Here is a 13916-nt window from a genome sequence, read left to right as displayed (position 1 = left end):
GGCGGAGCGTATAGCCGTCGGGTCATCGACGACATCGACCGTCGGGCAGCGCGAAGGAAACTCGCCGCCGCCCACGTCTCCTGCTGATGCGGCCTGGTGCTGGACGGCCGCCGCGACCAGTCGGGCGCCTGAGCGTGGCCTCCTCCTGGACGAGTGTCAGCGGTGGAGCGGGCTGTCGGTCGAAGACCGACTGCCGGGCCATACGCGCGGCCACAGGCGGTCGACTTCGTCTTCGCTGTAGGCGGGTTGCCGCTCCCCGTACAGCGCACGTGCCTACTCCTTGGTCTGCCGGAGACATGCGCCAAAGAGCTCCCGTACGCCCCGAGCCCGACCGTCTCGCTCTTCAGCTCGGCCAGATCCGGGGCCTTCTTCGGGTACCTGGCATCCGCCGCGTCCTTCTTCATCTCGGCGGGCTTCCCGGCCGCGCCGGTGACGTCGAGCCGGGGCGCGGTCTCTGGTCGTCGATGCGCTCGCCGACCGCTGGGGCGTCATGCCCGGTCCGGTCCCGCGTAGGACCATCTGGGCCGGACTCGATCTCATACCGTGACCGCCGGTGCCGGGAACGTCTTCACCGGGTCGCGGATCCCCACGACCCGGTGAGCCGCGACGCGGTCTACCGCGACATAAAGACTCTCAAGTACTGAGGTGAAGAACCTTCCCAACCCCACCCTGCCGCCTGTCACCCACACGAGTGAGGTTAGCCAACTGGACTGGATTGCACGCTGGTTGGCTGGCATATGCTCACCGCGACAAACAGCCCCCAGACATGTGGCGACCCCCGGCAGGACTGCGAATCCTGACCGAGGGCCTTACCACCGAGGAAGAAGCACCTTCCTGATGGATACCCAGCAGGTTAGCGCGCCCCCGCGCGCCCCGTCCCGCGATCCCCACGGCCTCGTGCCGTCCGGCGTCGTGCACATCAACTCCCGGCACACCGAGCGCTTCACGGTCGTCGGCAACCATCTCGCCCAGCACCGCGGACTGTCACTCGTCGCGATCGCGCTGGCCGTCCACATCCAGTCGCTGCCCGCAGGCTCCAGGATCGGTGTGAAGGTCCTCTCCGACCGCTTCCCGGAGAGCGAGACCCGCATTGCCGCCGCACTGCGCGAGCTGGAGGCTCACGGTTACCTGCGGCGCACCCGGGAGCGTCTCCCGAACGGCCGTGTCGTCACCCGCACGGTGTCGTACAACCAGCCGGGCACCGGCACGAGCCCCGGCCGGGGGCCTGCCCCAACGGCCGCCACAACAGATGTGCAGCGGCCGTCGTCGGCTTTGTCATTGGCATCGCTCTCGGGGCGGCCATCGGGACGGCCATCGGGATGGCTATCGGGGCGGCCATCGGGGTGGCTGAAGCATCCGCATCCGCATCCGCCGGAACCGGTGCTGTCGCGCTCGCAGCCGGAGCCACGTACACAACCGCCGCCGTTGCCACCGCGTCGTGCATGGTCGGCGTCCAGTAACCCGGGGTCCGCTCAGGCCTCAGTTCCGGCCGTCGACGCCACCCCCGCGCCGGTGCCAGGGGGCGCCCGCGCCCAGCGCCGTTCCGTACCGCCGCGACGGCCCCTCCCGCGTCCGTCGGTCTCTGATGTGGAGCGGCACCGTGCGGCCACCGACCTGCTCGCGGGCCTGCGCCGCGATGATGCCAGGCTGCTCCTGGCCGAGCCCGATGTCCGGCGCCTGGCTCCGGCCGTCGAGGCCTGGCTCGAACGCGATGCCCATCCCGATGCCGTACGCACCGCTCTCACCACCGACCTGCCGGGGCACCTCAGGCAGCCCGCGGCCTTCCTGGCTCACCGGCTCGCCGAGTCGCTGCCGCCTCCGCTCCCGGCCGTCCGGGCCAGGGGCGGAGCGGGACGTCCGGACCCTCTCCAGAACTGCGACGTCTGCGACCACGCCTTCCGGTCACCCGAGCCCGGTCGCTGCCGCGACTGCCGCGACGAGCACGTGGACTTGTAGGGCCGGGAGGCTGGAGCTTGGGGCCGGACTGCATCAAATGACCTGCGTTACAGGGGGATTGGTCGATTGGTCGTGGCCGCCGCATCAGGTACTGGCTTTCCTGCGGTTCGAGCGTTGTTGAGCGCACGCGCCGTCGTTGTCCACCGACGGAGGATCAGGTCCGTACGGATGTTGATACCCGCGCGTGGCTCGTAGTCGAGCCCGGGGGCTCATTTTCCGGGGGACTCGTCGATAGCAGGCATCGGCCCTCCGTCCGGTTGCCACCTGCTGAGGAAAGTGGTCTGACGACCGGCGTCGACGAGTTCGACGCGGGCGCCGATGCTGTCCATGCGGTGATAGGCGAACGGCCGCCCGTGGGGGCAGCCGGAGAACTCCACGGGCAGGCCTTCGCCCTCCAGTCGCCGGGAGCCCCGCTCGATGTCGCTCGTCCAGAAACCGAGGTGGTCGAACCTGGCTCCCGTCGACGCGTCCCATGGGCTGCCTCCGGGGCCCTCGATGAGCTCGATAAAGGGTGGGCCGCCCGTGGAGAAGACGATCCGGTAGTCCCACTCACCCAGTCGTTCCGAGGCGGGATCGCTCCACTCGACCCCGGCCGAGCGCCGAAAGTCGGACATGGCCCGTTCGAGGTCCGGGACGGCGAAACACACGTGGTAGTAGGCGGTCATGCAGCCATGATCGGGCGAACCGTTGAAGATGCCCAGGAGATAAAACGGCGGCAGCGGCGGCGGCAGCAGCGGCAGATGGACGGACGGGCGGACGGGCGGGCGCGCGGACGGGGCGCGATCTGCCGGCGGCCAGTCAGAGCGGCTTTCGCAGCCACGAGCCGAGAGTTACGTAGTCGCTGTCGGTCAGACCATGACGGGGATCGACACGGTGGAGCAGCGCGCGACCCTGATGATGGGCAGCGACCCAGGACCGATCGGTATCGGTGACCTCGTCATCAACCCAGGCGAACGGGCGCCCCGCAGCCCATTCGACAAGGCCGCGGGTCTTCCAGTGCAATCCGTTCCGCTCGTCCCGCTCGTCGATGTCGGACGGCTCGGGCCAGGTCACCACTGCCAGCTGCGGCAGACCGATGAGAGGCGCGATGTACTCGTTCGCGTCCGCCATCCATGTCGTTGCCCAGACCACCTCACACGGAAGGGCCGCCAGCCTGGGCCCGTGCGCGGGATCGATCCTGGTCAGGAGCGGATTCGCGTCGGCACCACGCAGTTCGGGACCCGTCCTGAAGGTGGGGTACGGCTCGGACACCGCGCCGAACGGGATCAGTGGCCCATCGACATCGAGAAACAGCAGTGCACGCTGCATGGAGCCAGTCACGGGAGCACGATAGCGGCAGACGGCGTGGTGGCTGCCGACATGATCCTGACCACGACCACGACCACGACCACGACCACGACGCGGCAACCGGCGGCCGGTCGCTGATTCTCGGATTCGGCCCAACCTCTGTGGTGCGAGCGGCCTCACAGCCACGCCCCGACGTCATGTGAGCGCAGGCGCCGGTTCGGGAGGTCAGGGGCGGCGGCCGGTGAGGCCCACCAACTGATCCAGGAGCGGTGCGCCGGCGGGTACGTCAACGGCGGGGCCCCACAGGCTCGGGACGGGGGCATTCGGGATGAACTCGGCCACGTGGTCGAAGCAGGCCTGCAGTGTCTCGTGCGGGAGGCTGAACGGCTGATCGGTGGCCTGGGCAAGGTCCCAGCCGTGCACCACCATCTCGGTCAGGGCGATCCGTCCCCACCTCTCGTTCGTCAATTCGACACCGGCCGCGTCCGTCCGGCCGGCCCAGGCCGCCGGGGCGTCCCATGCGCCGCCGAGCGTCCGCACCTTTGCGGCGACAACTTCGTGCCACTGGTCTCCGAGGCCCACGGCGGCAGGTTCAGGGGATGGATCTGTGTCGCCGCCTCCACCGGATGCTCTGCGGGCGATCATGGTGAATCCCTGTGCGGCCTCGGCGATGTGGACAATGAGGTCACGAACGGTGTACTCGCTGCACGGGGTGGGCTTGGTGAGATGTTCGTCGCTGACGTCTGCGAGCAGGTCGTTCCACTCGCGGCAGGCGGGCTTGAGGTCGATCATGGATGCTCCTGAGTCACGATGAATCCTCATCGGTCGCGCGGTCCGGTCACGCGGTCCGGTCATTCGCTCCGGTTGACCGGGGCGAACGACCGGAAGAACCCGAATTCATCGGTCTGCCACGTTAGTGGCCTGGACTCGTACGACACCGTCGGCACTCGCACCGGACTGCGTGTAAATCGCGGCACCAATGCCGGGCTGAGCAGCGGATGCGGGATCGGTACGGCGCCGACGGCACCGGCGCCGGGTGCAGGGGGACTGGAGCGAGGGTGATTTCGGCTGCCGGTCTCGGGGCGGGCCGTTTCCCCGTGGAGGTGGTTCCCCCCTGCGGGCCATGTGTCCCTGCGGTGTGGCCGTCGCGGAAGAGGTGCTCCGGGTGGGGCGGACGTATCCGTCGTCGGCGCGGCAGTGTTCCGGGTACCGCCATTCCCGTAAACCCTCCGTCCCCCGACCCGCTGTTCCCTGGTGCTCAATTAGGGCAACCTTCAACACCCCCGTCATATCGGGCGCGTTGTGTGCGTCTGCCCCTGTCTGTCATTCGAAACCGTCCGTACCATCTCGGTAGGCTCAGCTCACCCCCCGAACTTCCGATCCCGAACCCGCTCCCTCCCCACAGGACACCCGCCATGGCGCGCAATACACCCGGTTCGACGGGCCCGACCAATCGGACACCTCAGCCTCTGCCCCGCCAACGGACCGTGGGTGACTTCGCCAAGGCGTTCTTCGCGTTTCTCGCGCTCGCGGGGCTGCTGCTCGCTGTTCCGCTCGCCCTGTCCACACAGGGCTGGCCGCTGCCGCACGGCATGCCGTCCTTCGACATGGTGCAGCAGCAGATCACCGTCGACACGTTCGTGAACATCCTGGTCTGTGTCGTCTGGCTCGCCTGGGCGCAGTTCGCCGCGTGTGTGCTCGTCGAGATAAAGGCCGCGGTCTCCGGCGTCGGGATGCCCTCGCACATTCCCGGTGCGGGGCCGAGCCAGATGCTGGCCAGGCAGCTCATCGCCGCGCTGCTCCTGGTCAGTGCGACCGCGGCGAGCTTCGCGCCGGGGATCGCCCAGTTCGGGCAGTCGCTGGAGTCGACGCACAAGCCGACGGTCGCCGCCGCGCAGCAGGCCCCGGGCGTCGGATCCATCGCGCAGGCGCAGGCGGCCGTGGCCTCACAGGCGGACGCACAGGCGCAGGCCGAGCAGGCACACGCGAAGACCGGGTCCGAGGGTGCGACGAAGTTCTACCGGATCAACCCGCCCGAGGGCCGGCACCACGACTCGCTGTGGGAGATCGCCCAGCGCCACCTCGGAGACGGCCGCCGGTACAAGGAGATCTACCAGCTCAACAAGGACCGGATGCAGCCGGACGGCACGAAGCTGTCCGAGGCGAGCCTGATCCGGCCCGGCTGGATCATGGAGATGCCCGCCGACGCCCACGGGGGCGAGGTCGTCGAGATGCCGGACCAGGCGCCGAAGGTCTCCGAGCAGGTGCGGCACCAGATCGACGAGTACGCCAAGTCCGGCCACCACCAGGAGCAGCCCGCGCAGCACCAGGGCGGCAGTCGCGTGGACAACCCGACGGCGCAGATCTCCGTACCGGAGCAGCGCCTGCCGAACGCCCCGAGCACCGGCTCGGGTGCGGTCGCCGAGGCGCCCTCGCAGAGTTCCGGCTCGGGCCTCGGGCTGTCCGCCGCGCTCATCGGCGCGCCGCTGCTCGCCGCCGGGATCCTCGGTGCGCTGGGCCGTCGCCGCCGGATGGCGCTGTGGCAGTCGGCGATGACCGCGGTGGCCGGACGGCGGGGCATGGAGCCGCCGGTCCCCACCGGCGACGAGGCCGATGTGCATGACGCGCTCCTGGTCGGAGCCGACCCCGATGCCGTCCGCTTCCTCGACCTGGCCCTGCGCGGGCTCGCCGCCTCGCTCGGTGGGGAGAGCCGTCCGCTGCCCGTGGTGTACGCGGCCTGGCTCACGGACGACGATCTCCACCTCCAGCTCGCACAGCCGTCGGGAACTCCGCCCGAGCCGTGGGCGCAGGGCCAGGACCAGACGTTCTGGCGCCTGGAGCGGTCGGCCGTCGCGACGTACGAAGGGATCGACCCGGAGACCGCGGCGGCCCCGTACCCAGGGCTGGTCAGCCTCGGCACCCGGGACGACGCGCGGCTCCTGCTGAACCTGGAGGCCGTGCCCGGTCTGGTCGCGCTCACCGGGGCCGACCACGACCGCGCCGCGGTCCTCTCGTCGGTCGCCGCCGAACTGGCCACCAACGGCTGGTCGGACCGGATGACCGTCACCGTCGTGGGATTCGGGGCGGAGCTCAGCCCGCTGGCCCCGACCCGGCTGCGCCACCTCGGCTCCGTGGACGAGCTCATCGAGACGCTCGGCGCGGAGATCGGGCAGCGCCGCAGCGCGCTCGGCGCCGCGGGACACGACTCCGTCCTCACCGGGCGTACGGGACCGGCCCAGCAGACCCGCTGGGCGCCGCATCTGGTGCTTGTCGCGGACGAGCCGACCGCCGATGAGGCGACCGCACTCGCCGAGTTGACCGCCGACTCGGGACGGCTGGGTATCGGCTGCCTGATCGGCGCCGGTTCGGCCGGACAACTGCCCGGAGCCACCTGGGACTTGGAGATCACCGGGGAAGGCACACTGCTCGCCCCGCTGCTCGGTCTGGAACTCGACGCACAGCTGCTGCCGCAGGCGCAGCACGAAGCGGTCGTCCGGCTCTTCGCCGACGCGGACCCGGAGGGCGACGGGCCGGAGCCGGCCCGCCCGTTCCTCGTCGACATCACGGAGCAGGGCCGCCCGGCGGTGTACGCGCGCCTGGTCGGTTCGTACGAGATCATCGGCCTCGACACCCCGGACAGCGAACGCAGCGCCCTGCTCCACGAAGCACTCGCACTGCTGCTGCTGCACCGTGAGGGTGTCCACCCGCGGGTCCTCGCCTCGGCCATGTGGCCGCGCGGTGTCACCCCGGAGGTGTGTGACGCCCTCATCGAGCGGCTGCGGCTGTGGCTGGGCACGGACGAGGACGGCTCGGCCAGGCTCCGCACGGACAGCACCGGGCGGCTCACACTCGCCCGGTCCGTCGTCTCCGACCTGGACGTGCTCAGGTCGCTCCACCACGAGGCGACCGAGGGCCGGGGCACGCGCCGCGCCTCCGTGCGCGAGCGGCTGCTCACCGACGCGCTCGGGCTGGTACGCGGACCGCTGCTCGCGGACCGTACGGAGGGGCGCTACACCTGGCTGACCCACGAGATCATCGACACACAGCTGCCGCTGCTCGTGGCCGACGTGGCGCTGGCCCTGTCAGCGCACCACCTGGAGCAGGAGGAGCCGGAGAAGGCGATCGCCGCTCTGCGGGCCGCGGTCTCCGGGTCCTCGGCGGACGAGCGGCTGTGGAACGAGATGCTGCGCGCGACCCATGCGACCGGGGACGAGGCGCGGCTGCGCGAGCTGGCGGCGGACCTGGCCGTACGGAGCGGGGAGCGGGGGCTGCCGCCGCGGACCGAGGCGCTGCTGGACGAGCTGCTTCCGGGGTGGCGTGGGGGAGTTGCGGCCGCGGGGTGACAGGCGCTTCCGCGTCGTGTGCGGGGGCGGGGAGCAGGGGGGGTGCAGGGGTGCGGGGCTTTCGGGGCTCGGCCCCGGACCCCGGTCCTCAATCGCCGGACGGGCTTGAGTGTGCCACCGTCGTTCTCAAGGTTCCTCCAGCTGAAAAACCAGACAAAGGGGGCGCAGTATTTCGCGCCGGGCCCTGGCGTAGGCTGGTTCGGTCGTCAGTAGCCCCTTGGGAAGGACCCGCCCGGTGACCGAGAACGCCGACCTTACGTCTGTAAATGTCGCAGCCGTCCTCGACCGTGCCGCCGCCGGCGGGCGCATCACTCCCGAGGAAGCGGTCGTCCTGTACCGCGATGCCCCGCTGCACGCGCTGGGCGCGGCGGCCGACGCCGTGCGCCGCCGGCGGTATGCCGGGACCGAGCACATCGCGACGTACATCATCGAGCGCAACATCAACTACACGAACCTCTGCGTGACGGCGTGCAAGTTCTGCGCCTTCTACGCGGCCCCGAAGGACACCGAGAAGGGCTGGACCCGCGACCTCGACGACATCCTGCGCCGCTGCGCGGAGACCATCGAGCTCGGTGGCACGCAGATCATGTTCCAGGGCGGGCACCACCCCGACTTCGGTGTGGAGTACTACGAGGAGCACTTCTCGGCCATCAAGAAGGCGTACCCGGAGCTGGTCATCCACTCCCTCGGAGCCTCCGAGGTCGAGCACATGGCACGGATCTCCAAGGTGTCGGTCGAAGAGGCCGTATCGCGCATTCACGCGGCCGGACTCGACTCCTTCGCCGGTGCGGGCGCCGAACTGCTGCCCGCGCGCCCGCGTACGGCCATCGCGCCGCTCAAGGAGTCCGGTGAGCGCTGGCTGGAGATCATGGAGACGGCGCACGGACTCGGTGTCGAGTCCACGTCGACCATGCTCATGGGCACCGGCGAGACCAACGCCGAGCGCATCGAGCACCTGAGCATGATCCGTGACGTGCAGGACCGCACGGGCGGCTTCCGCGCCTTCATCCCGTACACCTACCAGCCCGAGAACAACCACCTGAAGGGCCGCACGCAGGCCACGCTCTTCGAGTACCTGCGCATGATCGCCATCGCCCGGCTCTTCCTCGACAACGTCGCGCACATCCAGGGCTCCTGGCTGACGACCGGCAAGGAGGTCGGCCAGCTGTCGCTGCACTACGGGGCCGACGACCTCGGCTCGATCATGCTGGAGGAGAACGTGGTGTCGTCGGCCGGTGCCAGGCACCGGTCGAACCGGATGGAGATCATCGACCTCATCCGCAAGGCCGGCCGCGTTCCCGCGCAGCGCGCTACGACGTACGAGCACCTCGTCGTGCACGACGACCCGGCGAACGACCCGGTCGACGACCGCGTCGCCTCGCACATCTCGTCCACGGCCATCGAGGGCGGCACGGCCCACCCCGAGCTGAAGCTCCTCGACGCCAACTGAGCCTGCGTTGCTCACTCTTCACCGTGCACGTGCGGACGCGGTCGTCGTGGAAGGCGACCGCGTCGCCGCGCTCGGCCCGTACGGTGAGCTGGCCGCCGCGTACGGGGACCGGGCCCGGCAGCGCACCTGGGACGGGACGCTGAGCCCCGGCCGCCACGAGCCGGACGCGCCAGCGCTGCTCGAAGCCGCCTACTGGCCCGACCCCCGCGAGGACATCGGATCCGATCCGCTGACCGGCGAGGCGCTGACCGCACTCGGTATGACCGAGGTGCGCTGGGGCGCGAGCGCGAGGCGCGGCCTGCAGCGGCTCCTCGCGGCCGGTACGACGTCGCTCGCGGGCCCGTTCGCGCGGCCCGCTGTCCGTACGGCGGTCGACCGGTCGGGCCTCGCCGTGCTGCGGGCCCCCCGCCCACTCACCGTCTCGGGGCGCGCAGACTTCGCGGTGTTCGACGACGACGGCCGCTGCCTGGTGACCTGTGTCGCGGGGCGCATGGTGCACCGGACGCGCTGACGGCCCGCGAGCCGGTGGGGCGCCGTACGCCCCTTGCTCCGGGTGGCGACGCCTTCGTACAGGGGGACCGCACTCCGTCTGTCCCGTCACGTTCAGGTCCTTGTCCCTCCGGTCACACGACCGGATGTTCCCGCCCCCGCCGTGCGGGCCTCCGGGCGGGCTGAGCATGCACGAATACTGGCTGCGTCACGAGCGGCGCGAACCCAGCTCCGCGGTCACCCACCCGGCGCGCATCGAGCGGCTGGTCACGGAGCAGCCGCCCGCCGTCAGAGTCCGACGTCTCCGCTCTGCTCGAACTCTGGGCTTCTGAGCCTCTGCGCCGGAGCCGGACACGCCTTCTGCCCGGCGGACCCCACCCTGTGCCCCCGTCCCGTCCGCCCGCACGACACAATGGACGGGTGACCCGAGCATCCCTGGACAAGCAGCCGCACGAAGTCGCCTCGATGTTCGACGACGTGGCGGCGAACTACGACCTCACCAATGACGTGCTCTCCCTCGGGCAGGCGCGGCTGTGGCGCAAGGAGGTGGCCAAGGCCGTCGGCGCCCGCCCCGCGCAGAAGGTCCTCGATCTCGCCGCCGGTACCGCGACGTCCTCGCTGCCGTTCGCACAGACCGGGGCGTACGTGGTGCCCTGCGACTTCTCGATCGGCATGCTCCAGGTCGGCAAGAAGCGCCATCCGTATCTGCCGCTGACCGCCGGCGACGCGACGAAACTGCCCTTCCGCGACGGGGTCTTCGACGCCGTGACGATCTCTTTCGGGCTGCGCAACGTCCAGGAGACGGACGCCGCGCTGCGAGAGCTGTACCGGGTGACCAAGCCCGGCGGCCGGGTCGTGATCTGCGAGTTCTCGCAGCCCACCTGGGCTCCCTTCCGCACGGTCTACACCGAATACCTGATGCGGGCGCTGCCGCCGGTGGCGACCGCCGTGTCGTCCAACCCGGACGCGTACGTCTATCTCGCCGAGTCGATCCGCGCCTGGCCCGACCAGCCCGCGCTCGCCGCCCGCCTCCAGCAGGCCGGCTGGGCGGACGTCGCGTGGCGCAACCTGACCGGCGGCATCGTGGCGCTGCACCGGGGCTTCAAGCGGACGGACTGACGCTGTTCCCTTGTTCCCTGTGTGTTTTCCTGCACGTGAGGTGCGGGCGTCGGGGCGGGGCAGCGAGCTCCCGACCGCCCCGGGACGGGCCGTGGAGGGGTGGGCGGCACGGCCGGTGCGTACGTGCGCCAGACCCCTCCCGGGCCGCTCAGCCTCCGGAGGACCCGGCGGACAGGTCCAGCCGGAAGCAGTAGCCCTTCCGCTTCGCAACCGGCGTCATGAACGTCTCGTGCAGCTCCATCCCGAGCCGCCGCGTCACCGCGATCGACCGCTCGTTCCCGGCGTCGACCATCGCGAACACCTCACCGACACCGGCCGCGCGTACCCGCTCAAGGCCGGTACGGGCGGCGGCGGTCGCATAGCCGCGCCCCCAGTACTTCCGTCCGAGCCGCCAGCCGATCTCGATCTGGCCCACCGGTCCGAAGTTCTCCTGCGGCCAGGGCTGCGCGCCGGTGAAGCCCATCACCTCGCCGTCCTCGTCGAGCATCGTCCAGAGGCAGAATCCGCGCTCGGCGTCGTGTCTGCGCTGCCGCGCCGTCAACTCCTCGTACACCGAGATCTCTTTCGACGCACCCCCGTGGAACTCCATCACGTCCGGGTCGTCGAACACGCGGTGCCAGGCGAATGCGTCCTCCTCGGTGGGGACGCGCAGCCGGACGGCCGGTGGGGGCTTGTTCACTTCGTTCCAACCCTTCAGCTGATCGATCAAGTGGTCCCCATAGACTGCACCTGTCCAGTGCCGTTCGGCACGCGAAATCGAGTCTTCCGGAGTTCCTGCCGTGACCGAGCCCCTCTCCGAGCACAGCGCAGATGTGATCGTCGTCGGGGCAGGCCCTGCCGGCTCCACGACCGCGTACTACCTGGCCAAGGCCGGACTCGACGTCCTGCTTCTCGAAAAGACCGCGTTCCCGCGCGAGAAGGTCTGCGGCGACGGCCTGACCCCGCGCGCCACCAAGCAGCTGGTCTCCATGGGGATCGACATCTCCGAGGAAGCGGGCTGGCTGCGGAACAAGGGCCTGCGGATCATCGGCGGCGGAGTGCGCCTCCAGCTCGACTGGCCGGACCTCGCCTCCTACCCGGACTACGGCCTGGTCCGTAAGCGTGACGACTTCGACGAGCAGCTGGCCCGCCAGGCACAGAAGGCGGGCGCCCGGCTGTACGAGCGCTGCAACGTCGGCGCCCCGATCACCGACCCGCGCACCGGACGGATCACCGGGGTCAACGCCAAGATGGGCGAGGAGAAGACCCCCGCCACCTTCCACGCCCCGCTGGTGGTCGCCGCCGACGGCAACTCCACCCGGCTGTCCATCGGCATGGGCCTGCACCGCCGCGACGACCGGCCGATGGGGATCGCGGTCCGTACGTACTTCACCTCGCCGCGTCACGACGACGACTATCTGGAGTCCTGGCTGGAACTGTGGGACCGCCGCGGCCCCCAGGACCGGCTGCTCCCCGGCTACGGCTGGATCTTCGGCATGGGTGACGGGACCTCCAACGTCGGCCTCGGCATCCTCGACTCCTCGGCGGCCTTCAAGGAGCTGGACTGGCGCGAGGTGCTGAAGGCGTGGTGCGCTTCGATGCCGGAGGACTGGGGGTACGTCCCCGACAACATGACGATGCCGATCCGCGGCGCCGCCCTGCCGATGGCCTTCAACCGCCAGCCGCACTACACCAAGGGCCTGCTGCTCGTCGGTGACGCGGGCGGCATGGTCAACCCGTTCAACGGCGAGGGCATCGCGTACGCCATGGAGTCCGGCCAGATCGCTGCCGACGTGATCGTCCAGGCGGCGGCGCGTGCGACGCCCGCGCAGCGCGAGATGGCCCTGCACAACTACCCGAAGATCCTCAAGGACACCTACGGCGGCTACTACACGCTGGGCCGCGCGTTCGTGAAGCTGATCGGCAACCCGAAGGTGATGAAGCTCGCGACCCAGCGCGGCCTGACCCACCCGGTGCTGATGAAGTTCACCCTCAAGATGCTGGCCAACCTGACCGACCCGACGGGCGGGGACGCGATGGACCGCATCATCAACGGGCTGTCGAAGGTGGCGCCGAACTCCTGACGGCTGCGCTGATCACGGTGTGACGTCCCGTAGTTGTGCCGCCGCGTGCGGAACGCCCTCCGCCTTTCCGGTGGGGGGCGTTCTCGCTGTGCGTCGGAGCGGGTGGCCGGACTCGCGGGCCGTCGGGCCGAGTACGAAGGCGCGCGGGCGCGGGCCGGATCCGGGTCTCGCCGCCGTCGGCGTACAGGTTGGCTCCGAGGGTGGAGCTGCTCTGCGCGGAGGCGAGGAACGCCACCGCTTCGGCGACCTCCTCCGGGCGTCCGGTCCGGCCGAGCGGGGCACCTGCGGCGAACGGTGACTTGGTGGCGCAGAGGTCACTTGCCGGAGCCGGTGTGGTACCCGATCGGGTCGACGTAGACGTCGGGGGCGTGGCCGCTGGGGGCGGCGATGGTGATGGCGAGCTCGTTGAGGTCGACGATCTCCGAGACCCTCTCGTTGGGCGGGGTGACGGCGAGCCTCGTGTAGGTCTTGCCGGAGCCGCTGGTGTCGGGGATGTAGTGGAGGAGGAAGCGGGTCTCCTCGCCGTGCGCGATGGTCACGGTGGAGCCGGAGGTGTCGGTGCGGGCGGCGTCGGGCCCGGTGTCGCCGAGGCCGTCGGGGCCGATGAGCTGGACGCCCGGGAAGCCGTGCATGCTGCAGGCGCTGGGGCCGGTGTTCTTCATGTTGACGACGATCTGGTTCTTGACCCCCGCGGAGGCGGCGCTGAGGGCGAGATTGTCGGCCTTGCACGTGGAGCCCGCTGCCGCGGCCTGGGTTTTGGTGGTGGCCTGGCCAGTCGTACGGGAGCCGGACGAGGAGGAATGCGAGGCCGAGCTCCTGCCGCCGGTGGAGGCGCTGGACGAGGAGGAACCGGAGGCCGGGTCCTGGCCACCGGTGGTGCTGCCCGCGCTCCTGGAGCTGCTCGCGGCGCTGGAATCGCCGGTGTTGGCGGAAGCACTCGATCCGTCGCTGCCACCGCATGCGGTCAGGGAGAGTCCGGCAGCGGCGACGACGAGGGCGAGGGCGGAGATCTTCTTGACGCGCATCGGTGCTCCTGGGGAGTGGTGTCTTGCCGGCTCGCTCCGGCTGGGCGAGCGTTGTTGTTCTGTGGGATTGCCGCGGCCGGGTGAGTTGTTCTGGACGGAGTCCGATCAAGACGCCCCTGTGACACGGGAGTCGATACGCCGTTACGGGAGGGCGGAGGAAGCGGGACAGTTCGGACCCGCTTCC

Annotated in this window: 12 protein-coding genes and 1 pseudogene; 6 read left to right on the top strand and 7 right to left on the bottom strand. The window is 70.3% G+C overall.

The features are described from left to right. Positions 1 to 22: 22 nt before the first annotated feature. Complete coding sequence (locus tag OG584_RS13855) at positions 23 to 202, bottom strand: hypothetical protein (RefSeq protein WP_405784050.1); 180 nt, start codon at positions 200 to 202, stop codon at positions 23 to 25. Positions 203 to 837: 635 nt separating this feature from the next. Between OG584_RS13855 and OG584_RS13850 the strand changes: the two genes are divergently transcribed. Then, positions 838 to 1956 (top strand): helix-turn-helix domain-containing protein, encoded by a 1119-nt coding sequence (locus OG584_RS13850; protein WP_405778128.1) that lies wholly within the window; start codon positions 838 to 840, stop codon positions 1954 to 1956. A 209-nt stretch (positions 1957 to 2165) separates the two neighbouring features. Here OG584_RS13850 and OG584_RS13845 read toward each other — a convergent pair whose 3' ends face one another. From OG584_RS13845 to OG584_RS13835, 3 genes are all read right to left on the bottom strand, one after another. After that, positions 2166 to 2621: a VOC family protein gene (locus OG584_RS13845; RefSeq protein WP_405778127.1), complete on the bottom strand. Its 456-nt coding sequence runs from the start codon at positions 2619 to 2621 to the stop codon at positions 2166 to 2168. A gap of 133 nt (positions 2622 to 2754) precedes the next feature. Beyond that, a complete protein-coding gene (locus OG584_RS13840) occupies positions 2755 to 3276 on the bottom strand; it encodes an HAD domain-containing protein (RefSeq protein ID WP_405778126.1) in 522 nt (173 codons plus the stop codon). Positions 3277 to 3468: 192 nt separating this feature from the next. Then, positions 3469 to 4035, bottom strand: coding sequence for a TIGR03086 family metal-binding protein (locus OG584_RS13835; RefSeq protein WP_405778125.1), 567 nt, complete (start codon positions 4033 to 4035; stop codon positions 3469 to 3471). Between the two features lie 623 nt (positions 4036 to 4658). Here OG584_RS13835 and OG584_RS13830 point away from each other — a divergent pair. The 4 genes from OG584_RS13830 (at position 4659) to OG584_RS13815 (ending at position 10644) form a co-directional block, all read left to right on the top strand. Next, positions 4659 to 7586 (top strand): BTAD domain-containing putative transcriptional regulator, encoded by a 2928-nt coding sequence (locus tag OG584_RS13830; RefSeq protein WP_405778124.1) that lies wholly within the window; start codon positions 4659 to 4661, stop codon positions 7584 to 7586. A 235-nt stretch (positions 7587 to 7821) separates the two neighbouring features. Further along, positions 7822 to 9036, top strand: coding sequence for a cyclic dehypoxanthinyl futalosine synthase (gene mqnC, locus OG584_RS13825; RefSeq protein WP_405778123.1), 1215 nt, complete (start codon positions 7822 to 7824; stop codon positions 9034 to 9036). 7 nt (positions 9037 to 9043) lie between these two features. Beyond that, positions 9044 to 9547 carry an imidazolonepropionase-like domain-containing protein gene (locus tag OG584_RS13820; protein ID WP_405778122.1) on the top strand — a complete coding sequence of 168 codons (504 nt, stop codon included), beginning with the start codon at positions 9044 to 9046 and terminating at the stop codon, positions 9545 to 9547. Positions 9548 to 9945: 398 nt separating this feature from the next. Beyond that, entirely contained in the window at positions 9946 to 10644 is a 699-nt protein-coding gene (locus OG584_RS13815) for a demethylmenaquinone methyltransferase (RefSeq protein ID WP_405778121.1), read from the top strand. Positions 10645 to 10792: 148 nt separating this feature from the next. On the opposite strand, the gene OG584_RS13810 is transcribed toward OG584_RS13815, so the two are convergent. Further along, positions 10793 to 11353, bottom strand: a complete 561-nt coding sequence (locus OG584_RS13810; RefSeq protein WP_405778120.1) for a GNAT family N-acetyltransferase — start codon at positions 11351 to 11353, stop codon at positions 10793 to 10795. Positions 11354 to 11399: 46 nt separating this feature from the next. Here OG584_RS13810 and OG584_RS13805 point away from each other — a divergent pair, with 46 nt between their 5' ends. Further along, positions 11400 to 12707, top strand: coding sequence for a geranylgeranyl reductase family protein (locus OG584_RS13805; RefSeq protein WP_405784048.1), 1308 nt, complete (start codon positions 11400 to 11402; stop codon positions 12705 to 12707). Between the two features lie 157 nt (positions 12708 to 12864). Here OG584_RS13805 and OG584_RS13800 read toward each other — a convergent pair. Next, positions 12865 to 12999: pseudogene (locus OG584_RS13800) on the bottom strand (SDR family oxidoreductase); the annotation flags it as partial. 22 nt (positions 13000 to 13021) lie between these two features. Beyond that, positions 13022 to 13732, bottom strand: a complete 711-nt coding sequence (locus tag OG584_RS13795; protein WP_405778119.1) for a DUF4232 domain-containing protein — start codon at positions 13730 to 13732, stop codon at positions 13022 to 13024. Positions 13733 to 13916: the final 184 nt, after the last annotated feature.

The organism is Streptomyces sp. NBC_00859, from assembly GCF_045161865.1.
GTDB lineage: Bacteria > Actinomycetota > Actinomycetes > Streptomycetales > Streptomycetaceae > Streptomyces.
Note: the sequence above shows the minus strand (reverse complement) of the source record. Positions and strands in the feature narration are given on the sequence as shown.

Excerpts from the sequence above, each read along its gene's own strand:
- OG584_RS13855 (WP_405784050.1), bottom strand. The coding sequence starts at position 202 with ATGGCCCGGCAGTCGGTCTTCGACCGACAGCCCGCTCCACCGCTGACA.
- OG584_RS13835 (WP_405778125.1), bottom strand. The coding sequence starts at position 4,035 with ATGATCGACCTCAAGCCCGCCTGCCGCGAGTGGAACGACCTGCTCGCA.
- OG584_RS13850 (WP_405778128.1), top strand. The coding sequence starts at position 838 with ATGGATACCCAGCAGGTTAGCGCGCCCCCGCGCGCCCCGTCCCGCGAT.
- OG584_RS13830 (WP_405778124.1), top strand. The coding sequence starts at position 4,659 with ATGGCGCGCAATACACCCGGTTCGACGGGCCCGACCAATCGGACACCT.
- OG584_RS13795 (WP_405778119.1), bottom strand. The coding sequence starts at position 13,732 with ATGCGCGTCAAGAAGATCTCCGCCCTCGCCCTCGTCGTCGCCGCTGCC.
- OG584_RS13845 (WP_405778127.1), bottom strand. The coding sequence starts at position 2,621 with ATGACCGCCTACTACCACGTGTGTTTCGCCGTCCCGGACCTCGAACGG.